At 69.7% G+C, this 18,394-nt stretch carries 18 protein-coding genes; 9 read left to right on the top strand and 9 right to left on the bottom strand.

The features are described from left to right. Positions 1-15 precede the first annotated feature (15 nt). Positions 16-1,293: an MFS transporter gene (locus tag P7L68_RS14975; RefSeq protein WP_372006425.1), complete on the bottom strand. Its 1,278-nt coding sequence runs from the start codon at positions 1,291-1,293 to the stop codon at positions 16-18. 219 nt (positions 1,294-1,512) lie between these two features. On the opposite strand from P7L68_RS14975, the gene P7L68_RS14980 reads away from it, so the two are divergent. Beyond that, the gene (locus P7L68_RS14980) at positions 1,513-2,250 is read left to right on the top strand and encodes an HAD family hydrolase (RefSeq protein ID WP_372006426.1); all 738 of its coding nucleotides are present in this window, start codon (positions 1,513-1,515) and stop codon (positions 2,248-2,250) included. 9 nt (positions 2,251-2,259) lie between these two features. Here P7L68_RS14980 and P7L68_RS14985 read toward each other — a convergent pair whose 3' ends face one another. From P7L68_RS14985 to P7L68_RS15020, 8 genes are all read right to left on the bottom strand, one after another. Further along, on the bottom strand, positions 2,260-3,060 hold the full coding sequence (locus tag P7L68_RS14985; RefSeq protein WP_372006427.1) for a prepilin peptidase: 801 nt from the start codon (positions 3,058-3,060) through the stop codon (positions 2,260-2,262). 38 nt (positions 3,061-3,098) lie between these two features. Then, positions 3,099-3,770 (bottom strand): ABC-type transport auxiliary lipoprotein family protein, encoded by a 672-nt coding sequence (locus tag P7L68_RS14990; RefSeq protein ID WP_372006428.1) that lies wholly within the window; start codon positions 3,768-3,770, stop codon positions 3,099-3,101. Continuing rightward, on the bottom strand, positions 3,763-4,761 hold the full coding sequence (locus P7L68_RS14995) for an MlaD family protein (RefSeq protein WP_372006429.1): 999 nt from the start codon (positions 4,759-4,761) through the stop codon (positions 3,763-3,765). The genes P7L68_RS14990 and P7L68_RS14995 overlap by 8 nt, the downstream gene beginning before the upstream one ends. Before the next feature lie 18 nt (positions 4,762-4,779). Then, the gene (locus P7L68_RS15000) at positions 4,780-5,631 is read right to left on the bottom strand and encodes an ABC transporter ATP-binding protein (protein WP_372006430.1); all 852 of its coding nucleotides are present in this window, start codon (positions 5,629-5,631) and stop codon (positions 4,780-4,782) included. A 4-nt stretch (positions 5,632-5,635) separates the two neighbouring features. After that, positions 5,636-6,814, bottom strand: coding sequence for an MlaE family ABC transporter permease (locus tag P7L68_RS15005; RefSeq protein WP_372006431.1), 1,179 nt, complete (start codon positions 6,812-6,814; stop codon positions 5,636-5,638). 125 nt (positions 6,815-6,939) lie between these two features. Next, positions 6,940-8,475, bottom strand: coding sequence for an AMP-binding protein (locus P7L68_RS15010; protein ID WP_372006432.1), 1,536 nt, complete (start codon positions 8,473-8,475; stop codon positions 6,940-6,942). A gap of 43 nt (positions 8,476-8,518) precedes the next feature. Next, positions 8,519-9,334: an enoyl-CoA hydratase gene (locus P7L68_RS15015; RefSeq protein WP_372006433.1), complete on the bottom strand. Its 816-nt coding sequence runs from the start codon at positions 9,332-9,334 to the stop codon at positions 8,519-8,521. A 55-nt stretch (positions 9,335-9,389) separates the two neighbouring features. Then, the gene (locus tag P7L68_RS15020; protein WP_372006434.1) at positions 9,390-10,076 is read right to left on the bottom strand and encodes a GntR family transcriptional regulator; all 687 of its coding nucleotides are present in this window, start codon (positions 10,074-10,076) and stop codon (positions 9,390-9,392) included. A gap of 219 nt (positions 10,077-10,295) precedes the next feature. Here P7L68_RS15020 and P7L68_RS15025 point away from each other — a divergent pair, with 219 nt between their 5' ends. From P7L68_RS15025 to P7L68_RS15060, 8 genes are all read left to right on the top strand, one after another. After that, entirely contained in the window at positions 10,296-10,811 is a 516-nt protein-coding gene (locus tag P7L68_RS15025) for a TRAP transporter small permease subunit (RefSeq protein WP_372006435.1), read from the top strand. Then, positions 10,808-12,094 (top strand): TRAP transporter large permease, encoded by a 1,287-nt coding sequence (locus P7L68_RS15030; RefSeq protein ID WP_372006436.1) that lies wholly within the window; start codon positions 10,808-10,810, stop codon positions 12,092-12,094. The genes P7L68_RS15025 and P7L68_RS15030 overlap by 4 nt, the downstream gene beginning before the upstream one ends. Before the next feature lie 83 nt (positions 12,095-12,177). Then, the gene (locus P7L68_RS15035; protein WP_372006437.1) at positions 12,178-13,230 is read left to right on the top strand and encodes a TRAP transporter substrate-binding protein; all 1,053 of its coding nucleotides are present in this window, start codon (positions 12,178-12,180) and stop codon (positions 13,228-13,230) included. Beyond that, positions 13,214-14,449 carry a CaiB/BaiF CoA transferase family protein gene (locus P7L68_RS15040; protein ID WP_372006438.1) on the top strand — a complete coding sequence of 412 codons (1,236 nt, stop codon included), beginning with the start codon at positions 13,214-13,216 and terminating at the stop codon, positions 14,447-14,449. The genes P7L68_RS15035 and P7L68_RS15040 overlap by 17 nt, the downstream gene beginning before the upstream one ends. Before the next feature lie 49 nt (positions 14,450-14,498). After that, positions 14,499-15,293, top strand: a complete 795-nt coding sequence (locus P7L68_RS15045) for an enoyl-CoA hydratase (protein WP_372006439.1) — start codon at positions 14,499-14,501, stop codon at positions 15,291-15,293. 106 nt (positions 15,294-15,399) lie between these two features. Further along, positions 15,400-16,374 (top strand): alpha/beta hydrolase, encoded by a 975-nt coding sequence (locus P7L68_RS15050; protein WP_372006440.1) that lies wholly within the window; start codon positions 15,400-15,402, stop codon positions 16,372-16,374. Between the two features lie 7 nt (positions 16,375-16,381). Next, the gene (locus P7L68_RS15055; RefSeq protein WP_372006441.1) at positions 16,382-16,909 is read left to right on the top strand and encodes a hypothetical protein; all 528 of its coding nucleotides are present in this window, start codon (positions 16,382-16,384) and stop codon (positions 16,907-16,909) included. Between the two features lie 49 nt (positions 16,910-16,958). Beyond that, positions 16,959-18,371, top strand: a complete 1,413-nt coding sequence (locus P7L68_RS15060; protein WP_372006442.1) for an amidase — start codon at positions 16,959-16,961, stop codon at positions 18,369-18,371. Positions 18,372-18,394: the final 23 nt, after the last annotated feature.

Genomic DNA, 18,394 nt, shown 5'->3' on the forward strand with positions numbered 1-18,394 from the left:
GGGCCGGAGCGAGGCTCAGCTCTCGCTCCGGCCCGAGGCGGCACTTCCTGCAAGGCCGGCCTCGATTCGCGGCAGGCGGGTCCAGGCACGTGCCGCCCCCGCCGCCGCGATCAGGGCGGCGGCAAGCAGGGGCAGGGTGATCCCGACCAGATCGGCGGCGCTGCCGATGACGAGCGCACCCAGCGCCGGCACCCCGCGCATCACCACCAGATAGAGCCCGATCACCCGCCCCCTGCGGTCCGGCGGCGCATGCAGTTGCAGCAGGGTCTGAATCGAGATGCCGTTGGAGGTGATGGCAAAGCCGACCAGGGTCAGCAGGGCGATTGCGACCGGCTCTGTCGGGGCCAGGGCCGAAAGCGCGGTGCCGGCGGCGCCGAGGGCGGTCGCCACCACCGCCACCTGCACCAGGCGCCGCTCTCCGGCGCCGATCGCCATCCACAGCCCTGCCGCCAGCGCCCCGATGCCGATGGCCGCGGTGAAGGCGGCATAGCCGCCGGCGCCGGCACCGAAATGGCCATCGGCCAGGGCCGGCAGGATCTCGGGCAAAGCGCGGGCGCCGAGGCTCGCGAAACAGAGCAGGGCGAGCAGCGGGCCGATGCCGGCATGGCGCACGGCGAAGGCCAGGCCGTCGCGGAAATCGGCGATCAGGCCGGGGCGGGTGGCGGTGCGCGCGCGGCCGGTACCGGCATTTTCCGCGGCGGGTACGCGCAGGCGGATCAGCTGCACCAGGAACAGGATCAGCGTCAGCGGATAGGCGGCAAAAGCGGCCGTGCCGTCCTCCAGCGCCAGAAGCGGGGCGGCGATCGCCGGGCCCAGAAAGCGTGCCAGATTGAACAGGCTGGCATTCAGCGCCACGGCGGCCGGCAGGTCGTCGCGCGGCACCAGTTCGGGCACCAGCGCCAGCCGTGCCGGTTGGCCGAAGGCGGTGACCACGCCCAACACCAGCCCCAGCGCCACCAGCCAGCCGATGGTGATCAGCCCGGTCGCGACCAGGGTGAAGGCGGTGAGCGACTGGATCAGCATCAGGCTTTGGGTTGCGATGATCAGCCGGCGGCGGTCCAGCCGGTCGGCCAGCGCGCCGACCGCGGGGCTCAGGATGACGGTCGGCAGCAATTCGCACATGGCGAGCACCCCCAGCCAGGCGCCGGAGCCGGTCAGCTTCCAGGCCATCCAGCCGATGGCGAGGCGTTGTACCCACATGCCGATCAGCGAGGTGGCATTGCCGATCGTATACTGGCGATAGGCGGGTGCGGCGAGCGCACGCGCGAGCGGCTTCAGCCGGTTGCGGGCCATGGGGGGCTTGGGTCCGGGAGCGATTGGTGCCGGGCGATCACGCCGGGGCAGGTATGCCCCCGGATTGTGGGCCGTCTGCCGCCGGTATCGCAAGCCTGGTGATGAGTGGTCCCCGCAGCCATGCGCGGGACGCAGGCTTGATCCCGTGGCCCGCCTCGGGCATGGTCCGGCGACAAGACCAGGACCGGGATGGGAACCAAGGGGGAGGGGGCACCTGCCATGACCATCGGGGCGGAACGGCCCAGGATCGAAGCGATCCTGTTCGACAAGGACGGCACGCTGGTCGATTTCGATGCCAGCTGGGGCCCTGTCAATCGCCGGGTCGCCGAACGTCTGGCCCGAGGCGATCTCCGTCTGGCCCATCGCCTGCTGGAAGCGGCGGGGCATGATCCCGAAACCGACCGGGTGCTGCCCGGCTCGCTGTTTGCCATGGGCGACAGCATCAGCCTGGCGCGCGCCTGGGCCGCCTTCCTGCCCGGGCAGCCCGATGTGCTGCGGCTGTCGCGAGAGATCGACCGCATGTTCGTGAGCTTCGGCGCCGGCGCAGCCCGGCCGGTCTGCGACCTGCCGGTGCTGTTCGGCGAATTGCGCGCGGCCGGCATCCGGCTCGGCATCGCCACCAATGACAGCGCCGCGGGCGCCGAGGCGCTGGTCGACCAGTGCGGCTTGCACGGCTATCTGGATTTCGTTGCCGGCTATGACAGCGGCCATGGGGCCAAGCCGGGGCCTGGCATGCTGACCGCCTTCTCCGCCGTGATCGGCCGCCCGGCATCGGCCGTGGCGGTGGTGGGCGACAGCCTGCACGACGTGGCGCTGGCGCGTTCGGGCGGGGCCGGACTTGCCGTGGTGGTAAAGGGTGGGGCGCGCATCGACCCCACGGTTGCCGCGGCCGCCGATCTGGTGCTGGAGCGGCTGGAGGATGTGACCGGGCTGGTCGCCAGACACGCCGCCGGCTGATCTGCGGCATCAGCCGAGGGCGGGCGCCGCCAGGAACAGGATGACCATGCCGGCGGCAAGTCCTGGCCCGAAAGGCAGGCGGCGGTCGGCCGAAACCTTGACCGCAAGCAGCCCCGCCAGGGCGACGGTGAGTGCGGCGCCCAGCGCCAGCCCCCAGGGCAGGGCCGCCCCCAGCCAGGCACCGCCGGCGGCCGCCAGTTTCACATCGCCCATGCCGATGCCGTCGCGCCTGCGCCCCAGCCGGTAGGCGATGGCCACCAGCCACATGCCGCCGAAGCCTGCGGCCGCGGCGAGTGCGCGCTCGCCAAGGGCGGCATCGTCGGGAGAGGCGAGCAGGCCCATGGTCAGCAGGCCCCAGGTCAGCGGGTCGGGCAGGCGACCCTGCAGCAGGTCGGCGGCGCCGAGGGCGGCACAGCCGGCGGCAAGGATCGCGACCTGTGCGGGGGGCGCGGGAGAGCCGATCAACAGGCCGACCAGAACGGCGAGAGCGGCCAGCAGCCCGGCCATGATCGCGGCGCGGCCGGGGGAGGCGGGCGGCGTCCAGCCGAAGCCGTCCGGGTCGGGTGCGATCATGCCCGCATCCGCATCCCGCTGGTCCCGATGATGCTGCCAGGCCTCGGCATCCTCTTCGGCCGTGGCCGCCCGGCGGCCGCGGATGATCAGGCGGCGGAGGTGATCGATCCGGGTCCTGACCGGCCCCGTGCGACCTTCATTGCGGGCAGTGGCGGCGGCGATTGCATAGCGGGCAAGGCCCCAGCCGCCGGCGGCAGCGGCGAGCGTCGGAACCAGGCCCTGGATCATGCCGCTCATCGCCACCTCCTGCATGGGTTTTACATCATCGGCATCGTTCAGCGTGGCGGCAGGGCCGCCGTGCCGGCATCGATCGCCCAGATCACCAGCTCCTGCAGGAACTGGTCGGTTGCGGCGTCGAAGGCATTGATCACCGGCTGGACGCCGTCGGTCACCGCCGGCTGGCGGATCTCGAACCGTTTCTGGGCCACGATCCGCCGGTCGGGCATGGTCACCAGCCGGGTGTTGACCTCCAGCCGGATCACCGGCGCCCCGGTCCCGTCGGCCGGATACTGGGCCTGATAGTTCAGCAGTTCCGACTGCAGGGTGAAATCGGGCCGGAGCCCGACCGAGGCCGGTGCCACCGAGACATGCGAGCGGGCATTCAGGAAGGCATCGACCATCAGCGATTGCATCATGCCGGTGGTGCGATCCGTCCAGTTGGCCCTGGCGAAATAGCCGATTTCCGACCGCCCGCGTTGCAACACCACCCGCGAGGTGTCGAGGGCAGCCGAGGATGTGGGCCGTTCGACCGAAAGCTGCCAGTCCGGGCCGCCGGTCGCCACGCCCGGGATCTGTTCCGGCGCGGTCAGACGATAGAGCTGCGGCGGATCGCCGAGCAGCAGCGAGCCCGGCGAGCAGGCGGAGAGGGCAAGTGCCGCGGCTGCGGCGAGCATGCCGGTCCGCAACACGGCGCGACGGTTGATCTGGGGTGCGGTCGCGTCAGTCACCGGGGGTATATCCCTGTTGCTGGCCGCCGAGCAGGAAGCGCTGCGGGTCGCGCTCGATCTGCACGGCGAGGCTGTTCAAGGTGGTGACGAGGCTGCGGGCCTCTGCCAGCAGCGCCGTCAGTTCATAGAGGCCGTTGGACGTAAAGTCGTTGATCGGCGTGCGGTTCTCGTCGATCAGACTGTTGAGGTTGCGGTTGGTGCCGCGCAGCTCGGTGAGCAGGGCCGTGGCCCCCTGGTCGACATTGCCGACGGTGGTCCGCAGCTCGGTAAGCGTCCGGCTCAGCTGGCTGTCGAGATTACCGGCCGTGCCTTCAAGCTTCGTCATCATGCCGTCGAAGCGCTCGGCGGCCGCCCGGGCGGCGGCGACCGTCGCCTCGGCATCGGCCATCACCTTGTCGAGCCGCTCGGGGTTCTGCGCGATCGCCCCGCTCACCGTCTTCAGATCCGACAGCGTGGCGGTGATCATGGCCCGGTTTTCCGGTCCGAAGACCTCGTTCGCCTGGTCGAGCAGGGTGATGGCGCGCGAGATCAGATCGGGGGCGCCGGCGATGATCTGGTCGATTCGCGAGGCCTTGGACGGGATCACCCGGTGGCCGCTGGGGCTTTCGGCGCGCACCCCCATGGTTGCGAGCGCACCGGAATCATCGGTGTCGAGCAGGATATAGGCGCCGCCGGTGATGCCCTGCAGGGCGAGCGTCGCCACGGTATTGGGGCCGATCGGCGTGTTTTCGGCAATGTCGGCCGTGACCAGGATGTAATCCGGGTTCTGGGGCGCGATGCGGATCGACGAGATCTGCCCCACCGGAATGCCGCGATAGCTGACCGGATCACCGGTCCTGAGGCCGGTGATCGCCTGGGCAAAGAAGATGTCGTATTGGGTGTAGGACTGGTCGGTGCGGCTGCCCGCCACCCAGAGCACGAAGCCCACGAGCCCGATGAGCAGGACCAGCACGAAGCTGCCGACGATCAGATGATTGGCACGGGTTTCCATCGGTTTCGTCCCCGGTGTTCAACGGGCCGGCGGCGCATCGGGCCGCGCCTGGGGGGCGGGAGTGCCGGCCGAAGCCCGCGGCATCTCCGTTGCCCTGAGCGCGGCGCGGCCGCGCGGCCCGCCGAAATAGGATTGCAGCCATGGATGCGGATCGCGGGCAAGCTCGGCGATCGGCGCGATGCGGATCTGCTTGTCCACCAGTGCCGCGACCCGGTCGCAGATGGCATGCAGGGTGTCGAGATCGTGGGTGACCAGCATGACCGTCACCCCCAGCGCGTGATTGAGATCCAGGATCAGCTGGTCGAAGCCCTCGGCCGAAATCGGATCGAGGCCGGCCGTGGGCTCGTCGAGCAGCAGAAGCTCGGGATCCAGCGCCAGCGCGCGGGCGAGGCCGGCACGCTTACGCATGCCACCCGACAGCTCCGACGGCAGCTTGCCGCCATCGCCGGGTTTGAGCCCCACCAGCACCAGCTTTTCGATGGCAAGCCGGTGCGCGGTTTCGGCCCGGATCCTGGCATGCTCGATCAGCGGCATGGCGACGTTTTCAGCGATGGTCAGCTGGCTGAACAGCGCGCCGTCCTGGAACAGCATGCCCATGCGCCGCTGGCGGCGGCTGCGGGCGGCATCGTCCGATCCGGTGATCTCTTCACCCAGCAGGCGGATGCGGCCCTCGGCCGGATGGATCAGGCCCAGGATGGTGCGCAGCATCACCGATTTACCGGAGCCCGAGCCGCCGACCACGCCCATGATCTCGCCGCGATCGACGGTGAAGCTCAGATGGTCGTGGATGACGGTGCTGCCGAAGCGGGTCACCAGACCCTCGACCTCGACGATCGGTTCCCCGGATGGTTTGCGTGTGCGGTCGGTCATGTCCTCACACCCCCAGGATCGAGAACAGGACCGAGAACAGCGCGTCGAGCAGGATCACCACGAACACGCCTTCGACCACAGAGGTGGTGGTCGCCCGGCCGACGGCCGCGGCCGAGCGGCCGACCCGCAGGCCCTGGAAGCAGCCGATGACCGCGATCATGGCCGCGAAGATCGGCGCCTTGACCATGCCGACCATGAAGGTGGTCAGCGTGACCGCCGTGCCGAGCTGGCGGAAATACTGCGAAAACGAGATGTCGAGGGCGAGCAGCGCCATCACCGCGCCGCCGAAAATGCCCATCATGTCGGCGAAGAAGGTCAGCAGCGGCAGGGTGATGATCAGCGCCAGCATGCGCGGCATCACCAGGATATCGACCGGGTCGAGACCGAGCGTGCGGATCGCATCGACCTCTTCATTCAGGGTCATCGAGCCGATCTCGGCCGTGAAGGCACTGCCCGAACGGCCGGCGACGATGATTGCGGTCAACAGGATGCCCATCTCGCGCAGCACGCCGACACCGACCAGATTGACGGTGAAGATCTCGGCGCCGAACTGGCGGAGCTGGTCCGCCCCCTGATAGGCCAGCACCACGCCGATCAGGAAGCCCAGCAGCCCCACGATCGGCATGGCGTCCAGGCCGGTGCGCTCGATATGGCTGATCAGCGCCGTCCAGCGCATGCGGCGGGGTTGAAAGACGGTGCGCATCAGCGCGATGGTCACGAGGCCGATGAAGGCGATCAGGTCGCGCGCTTCCTTGAGCGCACCGATCGTGGCGCGACCCAGTGTCTCGACCATGCCGAGGAAGCCGCCGGCGCGGCGGCGGGTGCCGCAATCCACCGTGGCCGCCGGCATCAAGGTCTTCAGCAGGTCGCGATGGCGATCATGGCCACCGGCGACCGCCAGCCTGCCATTGCCCTGTTCAGGGGCCTCAGACACGCCGGCGAGCGTCAGCAGCATCAGCCCGCCATTGGCATCCATGGCGGTGACGTCACCGATATCGATCTCGCCGGCAGGGGGCTCCTTGCCTCGCCGGATCCGCTCGATCCGGTCGAGCCGCGTGGTCGTCCAGTTGCCCCGGGCCACGAGCCTGCGCCCGTTGGGGCCGTCGGTCCAGCTGGCCTCCGGCCAATCGGTCTCTGGGATGTCGGAAGCGTCGGATCGACGCGGTCCGGCGCCTGTCGGCATGCACCTCTCCCGGCTGACTGCCTCATCTCCGCGCCAACTTAGTCGGTTTCCGACGGGAAGGCCAAGCCGGCACGAGGTGACTCAATCATGTTACACGGGATCGATCCATCCGGATGCGGCGCACGTCACTTTTTTTGCACCGCGACATAGAGATCGGCATGCTCGCTGCGCAGCCGCGCTTTTTCGATCTTGCCCATGGTGTTGCGGGGCAGCCGGTCCACCACCAGCACCCGCTTCGGGCATTTATAGGCGGCGAGGCCGGCACGCAGGGCCCGCAGGATCCGGGCTTCCTCGGGCCGGGTCGCCCCTTGCGCCGGTTCGATCACGGCGGTCACCGCTTCGCCGAAATCGGCATGGGGCAGGCCGATCACCGCGCTTTCCCCCACACCCTCCATGTCGTCGAGCAGGATTTCGACCTCGCGCGGATAGACGTTGTAGCCTCCGGTGATGATCAGGTCCTTGGACCGCCCCACGATCGACAGCCGCCCGTCGGGCTCGGCCCGGGCGAGATCGCCGGTCCGGAAGAAGCCGTCGGCGGTGAAGGCCTCGGCTGTCGCCTCGGGGCGGCGCCAGTAGCCGCGGAACACCGCCGGTCCGCGGATCTGCAGCTCGCCGGTCTCGCCCGCCGGCAGAGGCGTGTCTCCGGTGCCTGCCACCCGTGCCTCGATGCCGGGCAGGGGATAGCCGATGCTGCCCGGGCGGCGCTCGCCGTCGAGCGGGTTCGAGACCACGATGCTCATCTCGGTCGCGCCATAGCGCTCAAGTATGGCGTGGCCTGTGGCGGCCTGGAAGCGGCGGAACAGATCGGGGCCGAGCGGGGCCGAGCCGGCGGTTGCAAGCCGGAGCATCGGGCAGTCGGCGGCGCCGAAGCCGGGCAGGTCGAGCAGGCGGGCATAGAAGGTCGGCACGCCCATGAACACCGTCGCCTCGGCCAGATGGGCGCGGACGGCCTCGGCCTCGAAGCGGGGCAGCAGGATCATCCGGCCGCCGGCGGCGAGAATGGTGCCGGCGGCGACGAACAGGCCATGGGCATGGAAGAGCGGCAGGGCATGCAGCAGCACGTCGGACGATGTCATGCCCCAGGCGGTGCACAGCGTCTCGACATTGCTGCGCAGGTTCTCGTGGCTGAGCAGCGCGCCCTTGGGCCGGCCGGTGGTGCCGGAGGTGTAGAGCATGGCCGCCGGATCGTCGGGCCCGAGATCGGGCGCCGGTGCCGTCACGCCGCCTGCGATGGCGGCCTCGGCCGCCGCGGCGAGGTCACCCTCGCCGCGGGTGCCCAGGGTGCGCAGCGTGGTCGTTTCGGGCATTGCCGGGCGGCACTGATCCACCGCGGCCGGGTCGGTGACGAAGATCCGGGGGGCGGCGTCCGCCAGCAGGGGCCCAAGCTCGGCGGGGGTGTAGGCGGTGTTGAGCGGCAGGAACACCGCACCCGCCCGGAGCGTGCCGAGGAAGAGGGCGATGGCGTCAACGCTCTTCTCCACCCGCACCGCCACCCGGTCGCCCGGCCGGACACCCGCCGCCGCCAGCGCTGCGGCGAAACCTGAGGCCCGTACCCCAAGCGCCCGCGCGGTCACCGGGTCGCCATCGCCGCTCCGGATGGCGACCGCGTCGGGGTTGCGGGCAAGTCCCGCGTCGAGGAGGGCATGCAGGGTACGGGTCATCGGCTGAGGGCTTCCGGTGGTGATGCGGGCGATGTCTGGGGCGTCAGTTGCCGGTGAAGGCCGGTGCGCGGCGTTCCGAGAGCGCGGTCAGGCCCTCGGCATAGTCGGCGCTGGCATTGCAGGCGGCGATCGCGGTGCGGGCGGCGGTGACGGCCGCGGCGTCCTCGGGGCGCGTGGCGGCCCGCACGGAGCATTTCGAGGCGCGGATCGAGAGCGGCGCATTCTCGCGCAGCGTATCGAGGATCGCCTCCACATGGCCGTCGAGTGCCTCGACGGGCAGCACGGCATTGATCAGCCCCAGCGCCTTCGCCTCGACGGCGTCATAGCGCTTTGCGGTCATCAGCAATTCGCGGGCGGGGGCGGCGCCGATCGCATCGACCAGCCGCCGGACGCCGGTTTCGTGATAGCCGATGCCGAGCCGCGCGGCCGGAATGCCGAAGGTCGCGCGCTCGTCGGCATAGCGCAGATCGCAGGCCAGCGCCACACCCATGCCGGCACCGATGCAGGCGCCGTGAATCAGCGCGATGGTCGGCACCGGCATCGCCTCCAGTGCGGCCGATGCGGCTTCGACCGCCGTATCGTAGCGCTTCGGTCCCTCGGTGCCCGACCGGGCCTCGTTGAATTCGCTGAGATCCGCGCCCGAGACGAAGGCGCGCTCGCCATGGCCGCGGACGACCACGGCGTGCAGCTCGCCGGGCTTCATGTCGCGGAGCCCGGCCAGATGCCCGGCCATCGCCACCCACATGCCGTAGCTGACGGCGTTGCGCTTGGCCGGGTTGCGGATCTCCAGCACCGCGACGCCGCGGTCGAGGGAGAGCGTGACCGCCGGGGTATCGGCGGCCGGGGTCTGGTCGGTCATCTGTCTGCCTTCCGGGAGGGGATCTGTGGGGAGGACGTCCGGTTGAACGGAAAACTCAGCCGGTCTCGGCAAGGCCGGGCGGCGGGCGAAGGATGAAGTCGCGGAGCACGTCGCCCTGAATGACGACATGGGCGCGCATCAGATCGGCGGCGCGGTCGGCCTCGCCCGCCAGGATTGCGGCCATTACCTCGGCATGTTCGCCGTCGGACCGGCCGAGCCGGCCGGGGCTGCGGCCCTGATGCAGGCGATAAGGGCGCAGCCGGTCGCGCAGGCGGCGGGTTTCCTGCTCCAGATAGCGGTTGTGAGCCGCTTCGTAGATCAGTTCGTGGAAGCGCTCGTTGATCTCGTAATAGGCGTTCACATCACCCTGCACCGCCTCGGTATGGGCCTCGGCGCAGGCCTGCTGCAGGGCGGCACGGCCGCGTTCCGTGATCCGGCGGGCAGCGAGGCGGGCGCAGAGCCCTTCCAGCTCTGCCATCACCTCGAACATCTCCAGCACCGAAGACATGGTCAGCCGTGCGACCACGGCGCGCTGCCGGGGCCGGGTTTCGATCAGACCGCTTTCCGCCAGCCGCCGCACGGCTTCGCGTACCGGCGTGCGAGACACGCCATAGCGTTCCGCAAGATGAGTCTCCTCGATTACGGAGCCGGGCGGCAGCTCGCCCGACAGGATGTCGTCGGCCAGGCGTTTCTGAACGCTCTCCGCAATCGTCGGTCGGCGTGGGCGGGTCTGCTCGGTCATCGGGCCTCGGATCCGGTTCGCGGGTGCATGCCTCTGCACATCCAAAACTGTTGTCGCCCAAAGTGTCGCGGCTTCGGGTGCGGCGCAACAGTATTCCTTTTGCGCTGCAATGCATCCCGTATTCAGAAAAGTATATACACTTTGATCGGTGCCGCCTACACTGATGTTCATCACGAAGCCGGCCGGGGAAACCGGCGGCGATCCTCGGGGAGGACCTTCATGAAAGTGATCCTGGCCGGCGCCGACCGCCTGGCCCGTGCCGCCTTTGCACTCTCGGCCGTGCTGGTGATGTGCCTGGCGGTGTTCGTGTTCTACGAGGTGGTCGCCCGCTATGTCGTCGGCCGGCCGACGATCTGGGTGAACGAGGTCAGCGGCTACCTGCTGGTCGCAACCACCTTCCTTGCCGGCGGCTGGGTTCTGCGCCAGGGCGGCCATGTCCGCATGGAGATGCTGGAAGAGATGACCGGGCCGCGGGGCCGGGCGGCGCTGGCGCTGTTCGGCAACCTGATCGCCGGTGCCGTGGGTGCCGCCATGACCTGGACCGGTGCCTGGATGGCCTATGACAGCTGGGATTTCGGCTGGGAAAGCCCGACCATGCTCGCAACCCCGCTCTGGCTGCCGCAGGCGGCGATCCCGGTCGGGGCGGCGGTGCTGACGCTGTCGGCCCTGGCCGGGGCACTTGATGCGGCCGGCCGCCTGACCGGCGGCGCTGCGGCGCGCGAGGTGCGGTCATGACCGGTGGCGTCGTCGCGCTCGTCCTGCTGCTGGGCTTCGTCTTCTTCGCGGTACCGATCGGCTTCGCGCTCTCGGGCGCGACGCTGGCCGGGCTGCTCGCCTTCGGCGATGCGGGGGCGCTGACCGCGCTCTCCAACATCAGCTGGGGGGCGACCTCGGAATTCGTGCTGACCGCGGTGCCGCTCTTCATCCTGATGAGCGAGATCATCAGCTTCACCGGCATCGGCCGCGACCTGTTCCTTGCGATCGAGCGCTGGCTCGGCCGGCTGCCCGGCGGCCTTGCCATGACCGGCGTGGTCGCCTGTGCCGCCTTCGGCGCCGTCGCCGGCACCGGTGTCGGTGTTGCGGCGGTGATCGGCGGCGTGGCGATCCCCGAAATGGTCCGCCGCGGCTATACGCGTGAGATGTCGACCGGCACGGTCGCCGCCTCCAGCGCGCTGGGCATGATCATCCCGCCCAGCCTGCCGCTGATCCTCTACGGCGTGGTGACCGAAACCCCGATCGCCGATCTGTTCCTGGCCGGCCTGGTGCCGGGTGCGCTGATCATCGCGGCTTTCTGCCTCTATATCACGGTGGCCGTCTCGCTCGGCCACGGCATCGAGCCCGATGCGCCGCGGCCGCGCTTCACCTGGGCGGAACGCCTGGCCTCCATCCGTCTTGCCGGCCCGACGATCGTACTGATCGTGGCCGTCATCGGCAGCATCTATGCCGGTATCGCCACGCCGACCGAGGCGGCGGCGGTGGGCGTGATCGGTGCGCTTCTGCTGGCGGCCGTTTCGGGCAAGCTCAGCTGGCCGGCCTTCCGCACCGCGCTGGTCAATGCCACCCGCACCTCGTGCATGGTGATGTTCGTGCTGATCGGCGCCATGCTGTTCGGCTATCTGCTGGGCCTGCTGCGCGTGCCCCAGGGGCTCAGCGACTGGGTGCTGCATATGGGCCTGTCACGCTGGGCCGTCTTCGCCCTGCTGATGGTTGCCTATTTCGTGCTCGGCATGTTCCTGGAGGTCACCTCGATCATCCTGATCACCATGCCGATCGTGTATCCGACCATCATCAAGCTGGGCTTCGACCCGGTCTGGTTCGCGATGGTGCTGATCGTGAACATGTCTTTCGCGGTGATCACGCCCCCGGTCGGGCTCTGCCTCTATGTCGCCAAATCCTGCCTGCCCGGCACCAGCATCGCCCAGGTGGTGCGCGGCACGCTGCCCTTCATGGGGCTGCTGGCGGCGGTGATCGTGGTGCTCTGCCTTTTCCCCGAACTCGTCACCGGTTTCATCCGCTGACGCCTTCCGGCCGGCAGCCGTCCGATCCGGCGGCCGGCCCAAGATCCAACGACATCCGAATCCGTCCCAAGGGAGGACACGCCATGCCCCTGTTCCGGACCAATGCGCGTCGCCCGCGTCGCCCGCGGCTGCGCGCCCGGCTCGCCGCCGGTGTCGCCGCCGCGACCCTCGCCCTGATGTCTGCCGGTGCGGCCGGTGCCGCCGAGGTGACGCTCCGCTTCGGCCATTACTTCGCAACCGAAGATTTCCGCGGGCGGACCGCCCAGTATCTGGCCGACCGGGTCCAGGCCCTGTCGAAGACGATCAAGGTCGAGGTCTTCCCGGCCGAGAGCCTGGTCAAGGGGCGCGAAGGGCTGCAGGCGACGGCTCAGGGCACCGTCGACATGTATTCGATCTATGCGGGCTATATCACCGGCCAGGCCAAGCTGCTCAACATCTTCACCCTGCCATTCCCGCCCAAGAGCTATGACGATGCCGCCCAGGCGAAGTTCGCGGCCGATCCGGAGGTCCGCGAGGTCATCGACCGTTCGCTCGGCCGGTTCGGCGTGCGCATGCTGGGCGTGATCAACAGCTCGGGCGATGTCGGCATGTTCATGCGCGACCCGATCGAGAGCGTCGCCGACATGAACGGCCGCAAGATCCGCGGCGCCGGCGGCCTGTCCGACGAGGCGCTGCGCGCCATGGGTGCCTCGATCGTGTTCATGAGTGCCGCCGAGCAGTTCCTGGCGCTTCAGACCGGCACGGTCGACGGCATCGCCACCACCTGGTCGTCCTATGTGAATAACAATCTGGCATCCGTTGCACCGGTGCATGTCGATGCCAATCTGGTGCGCTCGCCCTATCTGCTGATCATGAACGGCCGCAAATGGCAGGCTCTGGATGCCGAACAGCAGAAGGCGGTGGAGCAGGCCGTGGCCGAGACCATCACCTGGTCGACCGAGAACTTCAAGGCCGAGCAGGACAAGCTCTATGCCGAGATCAAGAAGCAGGCCAAGGTGAGCCAGGATCTCACGGCCGAAGATCGCGCCCGCATCGACGAGTTGATGAAGCCGATCTATCAGGGCTATGTCGATGCCCATGGCGAGGACGGTGCCAAGCTGATGGAGCTGTGGAAGCGCTATGCCGGAGTTTCCTGATCAGGATCCGACGGCACGGGCAGCAGGCGAGGGGGCTCCGCGCGGCCCCCTCGCCGGGCTGACCGTGCTCGATCTGTCGCGGGTGCGTTCGGGCCCGGCGGCGACGCGCCTGCTCGCCGACTGGGGGGCCCGGGTGATCCGCATAGAGCCGCCCGAAACCGCGTCGGGCGGCGACGGCATGATGGGGCGCGAGGGCAGCGATTTCGCCAACCTGAACCGCGGCAAGGCCAGCATGACGCTGGATCTGAAGGCGCCGGAGGGGCGGGACCTGTTCCGCTGCATGGTCGCGCGTGCCGATGTGGTGATCGAGAATTTCCGCCCCGATGTGAAGCAGCGCCTGGGCATTGCCTGGGAGGATCTGAAGCCGATCAACCCGGCCCTGGTGATGGCCTCGATCTCGGGCTTCGGCCAGGACGGGCCCTATGCCGGACGGCCCGGCTTCGACCAGATCGCCCAGGGCATGGGCGGGCTGATGTCGGTGACCGGATTGCCGGGGCAGGGGCCCGTGCGGGCAGGCATCCCGGTGGCCGATCTCACGGCGGGGATGTTCTGTGCGCTGGGCATCCTGGCGGCCCTGCTGCATGCGCGGGCGACCGGCGAGGGCCAGTGGCTGCACACGTCGCTGCTGGAAGCCCAGGTCTTCATGATGGATTTCCAGGCGGCCCGTACCCTGGTCGAGGGTGAGGTACCGGCCCAGGCCGGCAACAACCACCCGACCTCGATCCCGACCGGCGTGTTCCCGACCGCCGACCGGCCGATCAATCTGGCGGTGGCGGGCGAGGTGATCTGGCAGCGCTTCTGCAGGGTTGCGGCGCTGGACCATCTGGTGGCCGACCCCGATTTCGCCGATCGCGACGCGCGGCTGGCCAATCGCGACCGGTTGAACGCGCTCATTGCCGAACGGCTGACGTCCCGGACCGCGGAAGACTGGACGCGGATGTTCAACGAGGCCGGCGTGCCGGCCGGGCCGATCAACGACATGGCCCAGGTCTTCGCCGACGAACAGGTCCGCCATCTGAAACTTGCCGCACCCGTCGACCTTCCGGGCCATGCGGCGGGCACGACCGCACTGCTGCGCCTGCCGGTCACGCTGACCGCCACGCCGGGGGGCATTGCCGGGCCGCCGCCGGCACTCGGGGCCGATACCGGGCGGGTGCTGGCCGATCTGGGTCTGACGGCGGATGCGATCGACGGCTTGCGGGACCGGGGCGTCATCTGATCTGATCTGATCGGTCCGTCACTGTCCTCGATCGAGGGGAAACACGCATATGTCCATGCCCGAAGCCGGGCGCATCCGCGTCGACACCCAGGGCGCGGTCGCCACCCTGGTCATCGACAATCCCGACCGGCGCAACGCCATCGGCCTGCATATGTGGCATGCCATGGCGCAGGCGCTGGATGAGCTTTCGGCCGATGGCGGTATCCGCGCCCTGGTGATCCGGGGCGAGGGCAGCCGCGCCTTTGCCTCCGGCGCCGATATTTCGCGCTTCGACCAGGAACGGTCCGACCCGGCGGGCGTTCAGGCCTATGCCGATGCCACCCGGTCGGTGCTGCACCGCATCGCCCGCAGCCGGCTGCCGGTGATCGCGATGATCCACGGCGCCTGCGTCGGCGGCGGGCTCAACCTTGCGCTCGCCTGCGACATCCGGATCTGTGACGACCACGCGGTGTTTGCGATTCCGGCGGCGAAGCTGGGTGTCGGTTATGGCCGCGAGGCGCTCGCCCGGCTTGCGGCCGCGGTCGGTCCGGCCCGGGCCCGCGAGATGGTGGTCTCGGCCCGCCGGCTGGATGCAGGCCAGGCGCTGGCCTGGGGGCTGGTGTCGGATGTCGTGCCGCATGTCGCGCTGGCCGATGTCGTCACCGAGCGGGCCCAGATGCTGGCCGGGCTGGCGCCGCTGACGATCATGGCGGCGAAGCTGTCGGTCGAACATGTGCTGCTGGGCGATCCGGCCATGGCCGAGGCGGCCGATCTGGCGGTCGATGCCTGTTTCGCCAGCGGCGATTATGTCGAGGGAAGACGGGCGTTCGGAGAGAAGCGGGCGCCGGTTTTCGACGGCCGTTGAGCGGCGGCCGTTCTCCGGTGCGGCGAGGTCGTGGACTGCCGGCTTGACGCCGGAGGCGACCTCGCCGGATCATCGGCAGGTCATGAGACCAGCCAGGGGAGCGCCGGTGTTCACTTTCGATGGTCTGCATCCGCAGGCACAGCTGTTCATCGACATGCTGCGCGCAAGCCCGCCACCTCCCTATGACCAGATGGCGCTGGGGGAGGCGCGCGCGCTGTTCCGCGACACCATGCTCCGCTTCCGCGGCCCCGCGCAGGGTGGTGTGACGGTGAATGCGATGGTGCTGAAAGGGGCGGATGGCGACCGGCCGGCGCGAATCTATCGACCGGATGGCTGCGACGGAAGCCCGGCGCCGGCCCTGCTGTTCCTTCACGGCGGCGGCTGGGTGCTGGGCGATCTGGATACTCATGACGACATCTGCCGCAGGCTGGCGATCGGATCGGCTGCCGTGGTCATCTCGCTGGACTACCGTCTGGCGCCCGAACATCCGTTTCCGGCCGGGTTCGAGGATGCGGTCGCGGCCTTCCGCGATCTGGCCGAACGCGCGCCCGAACTCGGGCTCGACCCGGCCCGGCTCGCGATCGGTGGCGACAGTGCCGGCGGCAATCTGGCCGCGGCGGCCGCGATCGCCCTCCGCGATGCCGGCGATGTGGTGCAGCCGGTGTTCCAGCTGCTGATCTATCCCGCAACCGATCTCGGAACGGGGGAGACGCGGGAGAAGAAGCCGGGCGAGGGGCTGTTCCTGACCGAGCGGCTGCTGCGCTGGTTCCGCGCCTGCTACATTCCCGACCATGCGGTGTCGCTGGAAGACCCGCGGCTGTCCCCGATCCATGCGCCGCACCTGGCGGGCCTGCCGCCCGCCCATGTCCTGACCGCGCGTTTCGACCCGCTCCAGAGCGAGGGAGAGGCCTATGCCGCCGCGCTGAGGGCGGCCGGTGTCGCCGCCGATCATCACTGCGCCGAAGGCATGTTCCACGGCTTTCTGCACATGACGGCCTGGTTTGCCGATGCCCGCAGCGCCATCGACGGTCTGGCCCGGCGGCTGGCGCAGGGGCTGGCCGCTGCGGAGCCCGGGAGATGAGACGGTGATGCCTGGCCTGCCGCAGGTTCTGCTGGTCAGACCCGAGGGTGATGCGCTGGCCGCCGCCGCATGGCGCACGGGCCTTTCCTCCGTGACCACCTCCCCGCCGATCGAAGTGACGGCCTCGGATCTGCCGGTGCAGCTGGCCGACCACCCCGACAGGCTGATCGTGATGCCGCTGCGTCGTCCGCTGACGGCGGCGGAAGACGAGATCCGCGCCCTGCTCAAGCGGCTGCCGGCACGCCGGCTGCTGGTGGTGGCGGCCGAAGGCGACCGGCCGCCGGCGGTGCTGGCCGCGGGCCTGCTGGCGGCGGGGGCTGCCGGCGTGCTGGATGACCCGGGCACGCCCGAGGCCCTGTTCGCTGCGGTCGCCCGCAGCCTGTTGCGGATCGCCGATGGCGGCCGGGTGCTGCCCGATCAGCCCGATGCCCAGGGGCCCGGTGCCGAGCTTGCCGGCCGGATCGCGGCCGAGATTGCGGCCATCGGCTGGCGTCGCCCGCCACTCGACGAGGACGACCCCGAACCGGGTTCCTGAGTGCCTTTTCAGTGAGTACCTCCTCTCCCCCCTCGAAAGGCCGACGATCATGAGCCTGCCCGACGATCTCTGCTTCGCCGACGCATCATCGCTCGTCGAGGCCTATGCCGCCCGCCGGGTTTCGCCGGTGGAGGTGGCCGAGGCCTGTCTTGCCCGCATCGCCGAGGTTCAGCCGCAGCTGAATCCCTGCGCCTTCATCGATCCCGAGACCACCCGTGCCCAGGCGCGGGCATCGGAACTGCGCTGGATCGCGGGCGAGCCGGCCGGCCCGCTCGACGGGGTGCCGGCGACCATCAAGGATCTGCTGCTCTCGGCCGGCTGGCCGACGCTGCGCGGCAGCCGTGCGGTCGATCCGGGGCAGGACTGGGATGAAGACTCGCCCGCCGTGGCCCGTCTGCGCGAGAGCGGGGCGGTGTTCACCGCCAAGACCACCACCCCCGAATTCGGCCATAAGGGCGTGACCGACAGCCCGCTGGCCGGCATCACCCGCAACCCCTGGGACAGCGACCGCACCCCCGGCGGTTCGTCTGGCGGGGCGGCGGTGGCGGCGGCAACCGGGCTCGGCGTGCTCAATATCGGCACCGACGGCGGCGGGTCGATCCGGATTCCGGCAAGCTTCACCGGTATCTTCGGCCTGAAGCCCAGCTTCGGCCGGGTGCCTGCCTGGCCGGCCAGCCCCCTGTCCAGCGTTTCCCATGTCGGGCCGATGACCCGTACGGTCCGCGACGCGGCACTGATGCTGGCAGTGCTGGCCCGGCCCGACGCGCGCGACTGGTATGCGAAGCCCTTTCCTGTCGAGGACTTCACCGCCGGGCTTGAGGAGGGCGTAAGCGGGCTCCGCATCGGCTATGCCGCGACGATCAACGACGAGCCGGTGGATGACGACGTGGCTGCGGCGGTCGATGCGGCGGTCGACGTGTTCCGTGCCGAAGGCGCGGTGATCGAGCCGGTGACCGTCGATCTGCCCGAAACCCGGCGTATCTTCCAGATCATCTGGACGACCGGTGCGGCGGTGATGGCGTCGGGCATGAGCGATGATCAGCGCCGCCGGCTGGACCAGACCCTGGTGGCGGCGGCGGCCATCGGCCAGGGATTCGATGCCGTGACACTTGCCCAGGCCCAGTTCCGCCGGGCGGGGCTGGCCCAGCACATGGCCGGGCTGCATCGCCGCTTCGACGTGATCCTGACGCCGACCCTGCCCGATACCGCCTTCAAAGCCGGGCGGAACCATCCGGGCGACCCGGCGGCGACCACCTGGAACGACTGGACGCCCTTTACCTATCCGTTCAACCTGACCGGTCAGCCGGCGGCCTCCATCCCCTGCGGTTTCGATCGCGATGGCCTGCCCGTCGGTCTGCAGATCGTGGGGCCCGTGGGCGCGGACGCGCTGGTTCTGCGGGTGGCGCGGGCCTTCGAGCGGGTGCGGCCCATCCCGTTGCCGCCGCGCATCGCCGAAGACTGAGCCGCGCCGTCACTGGCGAGAAA

Source organism: Tistrella mobilis (assembly GCF_041468085.1).
Classification (GTDB): domain Bacteria; phylum Pseudomonadota; class Alphaproteobacteria; order Tistrellales; family Tistrellaceae; genus Tistrella; species Tistrella mobilis_A.

Excerpts from the sequence above, each read along its gene's own strand:
- P7L68_RS14975 (WP_372006425.1), bottom strand. The coding sequence starts at position 1,293 with ATGGCCCGCAACCGGCTGAAGCCGCTCGCGCGTGCGCTCGCCGCACCC.
- P7L68_RS14980 (WP_372006426.1), top strand. The coding sequence starts at position 1,513 with ATGACCATCGGGGCGGAACGGCCCAGGATCGAAGCGATCCTGTTCGAC.
- P7L68_RS14985 (WP_372006427.1), bottom strand. The coding sequence starts at position 3,060 with ATGAGCGGCATGATCCAGGGCCTGGTTCCGACGCTCGCCGCTGCCGCC.
- P7L68_RS14995 (WP_372006429.1), bottom strand. The coding sequence starts at position 4,761 with ATGGAAACCCGTGCCAATCATCTGATCGTCGGCAGCTTCGTGCTGGTC.
- P7L68_RS15000 (WP_372006430.1), bottom strand. The coding sequence starts at position 5,631 with ATGACCGACCGCACACGCAAACCATCCGGGGAACCGATCGTCGAGGTC.
- P7L68_RS15005 (WP_372006431.1), bottom strand. The coding sequence starts at position 6,814 with ATGCCGACAGGCGCCGGACCGCGTCGATCCGACGCTTCCGACATCCCA.
- P7L68_RS15010 (WP_372006432.1), bottom strand. The coding sequence starts at position 8,475 with ATGACCCGTACCCTGCATGCCCTCCTCGACGCGGGACTTGCCCGCAAC.
- P7L68_RS15015 (WP_372006433.1), bottom strand. The coding sequence starts at position 9,334 with ATGACCGACCAGACCCCGGCCGCCGATACCCCGGCGGTCACGCTCTCC.
- P7L68_RS15020 (WP_372006434.1), bottom strand. The coding sequence starts at position 10,076 with ATGACCGAGCAGACCCGCCCACGCCGACCGACGATTGCGGAGAGCGTT.
- P7L68_RS15025 (WP_372006435.1), top strand. The coding sequence starts at position 10,296 with ATGAAAGTGATCCTGGCCGGCGCCGACCGCCTGGCCCGTGCCGCCTTT.
- P7L68_RS15030 (WP_372006436.1), top strand. The coding sequence starts at position 10,808 with ATGACCGGTGGCGTCGTCGCGCTCGTCCTGCTGCTGGGCTTCGTCTTC.
- P7L68_RS15035 (WP_372006437.1), top strand. The coding sequence starts at position 12,178 with ATGCCCCTGTTCCGGACCAATGCGCGTCGCCCGCGTCGCCCGCGGCTG.
- P7L68_RS15040 (WP_372006438.1), top strand. The coding sequence starts at position 13,214 with ATGCCGGAGTTTCCTGATCAGGATCCGACGGCACGGGCAGCAGGCGAG.
- P7L68_RS15045 (WP_372006439.1), top strand. The coding sequence starts at position 14,499 with ATGTCCATGCCCGAAGCCGGGCGCATCCGCGTCGACACCCAGGGCGCG.
- P7L68_RS15055 (WP_372006441.1), top strand. The coding sequence starts at position 16,382 with ATGCCTGGCCTGCCGCAGGTTCTGCTGGTCAGACCCGAGGGTGATGCG.
- P7L68_RS15060 (WP_372006442.1), top strand. The coding sequence starts at position 16,959 with ATGAGCCTGCCCGACGATCTCTGCTTCGCCGACGCATCATCGCTCGTC.